General features: G+C 35.2%; 2 protein-coding genes. One reads left to right on the top strand and one right to left on the bottom strand.

All coding sequences use genetic code 11. The features are described from left to right. Nucleotides 1-168: 168 nt before the first annotated feature. A complete protein-coding gene (locus BUE08_RS01440) occupies nucleotides 169-1,425 on the bottom strand; it encodes a transposase (protein WP_286680176.1) in 1,257 nt (418 codons plus the stop codon). A gap of 256 nt (nucleotides 1,426-1,681) precedes the next feature. Between BUE08_RS01440 and BUE08_RS01435 the strand changes: the two genes are divergently transcribed. Further along, the coding region (locus tag BUE08_RS01435; RefSeq protein ID WP_353682069.1) for a UPF0236 family transposase-like protein at nucleotides 1,682-2,383 on the top strand (702 nt) is incomplete at its 3' end.

The following is a 2,383-nucleotide window of genomic DNA, read 5'->3' as shown; positions in this document are numbered from 1 at the left end:
CTCTCGATGGACACCCTTGTCCTTGGCTATGTGCTTGGCACTATCGACCCGCACTAGGGACTTTCACCCATTAGACTGTGCCCGTGCCGGGCGCACGCATACCCAAATAGAGCCTGAATCAGGCTCTATTTTAAACCTTTAATTCTCAAAGTGCAGTAGTTTTATTTCTCAACTAGCAGGTTTTAACTGACAAGGGTGATTATGCCTAATTCGAAACCAGCCCTTAATCCCTTCTCTAGCATATGCTAAAGTCAATCCAATACCTTTTGCAAGCTGATAATAATAAAACAGGACATCTTTCCGGAGAGCTCTGGCGTTATCTATGAGTATATGGGGCAATCTACTGCTATTCATTTTTTCTGCAAGAATACCCAGCAGGCTTATGGCATATGTTAGAAGTTGATTAAGATTATTGATGGATCTTAAACTTCTTACTCTGAAGTTTTCAAATCCAAAATGTTGCTTTTTAAAACGGAAATACTCCTCAATACGCCATCTGGACATATATGTTCTAACAATATTTACAGCATCTTCTTTGCCTTTGATTACTTTGTTTGTTGCAAGCATCATGGGTGTTTTGCCGAGGCCATAAACCAGTACTAAATTTACGGGATTCTTACTAGCCGTTATTTTTATATTTAAATGGCTAATATAGACTGTCTCTTTTCTTTTTTTCCCATTGTCTCTAAAAGTTAATGTGGTTTTAATTTTTCCTTTCCGTAAATCTCTTAGTACAGCAGCTTTAAACCATTTGCCTTTCCAAAATAAATTTCGTTTTTCAGTTAAACGGACAATAAAATTCTGTTCCCGTTCATACATGAAATTAAACAGCGCATTCATATCATAGCCCCGGTCGAATACAAAAGTTGCTTTACCCTGAAGGCAGTTGATTACCTGGTTTAAACCTTGAAATGTCACTTCATTTGTTGATTTGTAACCTTTTTCTTTAGATGAATGAATATGGGTATAAAAACTAACCGGCTGTTTTTTATTAGCCGTTAAACCTACCATTTCCGTTACTAAATAACCCTTCTCGATTTTATTACCCTTGCTGGAGCCATCTCTTACTTTACCGAGTGCCTCAAACTCTTTACCATGAGGTTTAATGATATCTGTATCATCTACCAGAATAACCGGATTATTACCTAAAACCTTTGTTATCATTTGAATGTAGTTTTGTTGGATATCCGGCAATGGTTGTCGCTGAAGGTGCTGACTGAGTCGGTCAATGGTGTTTTTAATTTGAATAGGTTCATTTAGAGCTGTTGCGATATCTTTAAGAATAATACTTTCTGATTTTAAAATCCCATAAATTAAATCTGAAACGAATTTTGTTTCAACAACATTTTTTTTCGGAACAAGACCCTTTGAAAAATTAACAATTTCCCGTTTTATTTTGTACACATCTGTGGTAGAATTATACATGAAAAACTCTCCTTTTTATTTGTTTAGTGTTTTTTTGGTTGTCTGCTAAATTATACTAAACTTTGGAGGGTTTTTCATTATTTTTACCTTTTAAAGCCGCTTTTGGCGGGATTATATTTGTTTATTTTCTTTTCTTTTGACTTATTTCACCACTAACGATTTTTTTGCGGAAACTCAAATGCAAAGCAGGGTAGCCCAGAACATGCAAATCCTGTATAATAATGTTAACACACAAAAAAATACAGGAGTGATATGCATGTTCAATATAAGTTTACCCTTAAATGACATAGACTTCAAGACCCTGGAGAAAGAAATATACCAAAGGGTATTAAGACATGGAAGAGAAAAGATAAAATCAATCTTAGAAGAACTAGATGTAATGATAATGGAAAGTCGGGACAAAACCAAATTTCGCAACATATGTATAAAAAAGACATCAATCAAAACAGTAATGGGAACCATTGAATACAGCAGAAGGATATACAGATACTATGACGAAAATGGGAACAAGCATTACATAAGCCTACTGGATGAGTATCTTGGAATAAATAAAGCCATAGGCCAAATGTCAGCAAACCTGGTAGAAAAAATAATAGAAAACGCAACAAACATGTCGTACAGAAAAACTGCCCAAAACATTACAGAACTAACCGGCCAAGACATAAGCCATCAAACAGCATGGGACATAGTTCAAAAGATGGGAGAAAAAATACAAGAACAAGAAAAACAAAAAATAAAAGCATATAAAAAAGGCGAACTAAAAGGCAAAAGAGAAGTAAAAGTATTATTTGAAGAAGCTGATGGTCTTTACATAAACATGCAAGGCAAAGACCGAAAAGGCGGCAGCGGCAGAAAAAAAGAAATAAAACTTCAAGTAACTTACGAAGGCTTCAAAAAGCGCTATTTTGGCAAGTGTGACGAATACGCAGTAATAAACAAAAACGTAGTAGCAGGGTTT

The organism is Tepidanaerobacter sp. EBM-49 (assembly GCF_001896645.1).
GTDB classification, from domain to species: domain Bacteria; phylum Bacillota; class Thermosediminibacteria; order Thermosediminibacterales; family Tepidanaerobacteraceae; genus Tepidanaerobacter; species Tepidanaerobacter syntrophicus.
This window is presented reverse-complemented; position numbering and strand designations above follow the sequence as displayed.

Coding starts and splice junctions, on each gene's coding strand:
- BUE08_RS01440 (WP_286680176.1), bottom strand. CDS start 1,425: ATGTATAATTCTACCACAGATGTGTACAAAATAAAACGGGAAATTGTT.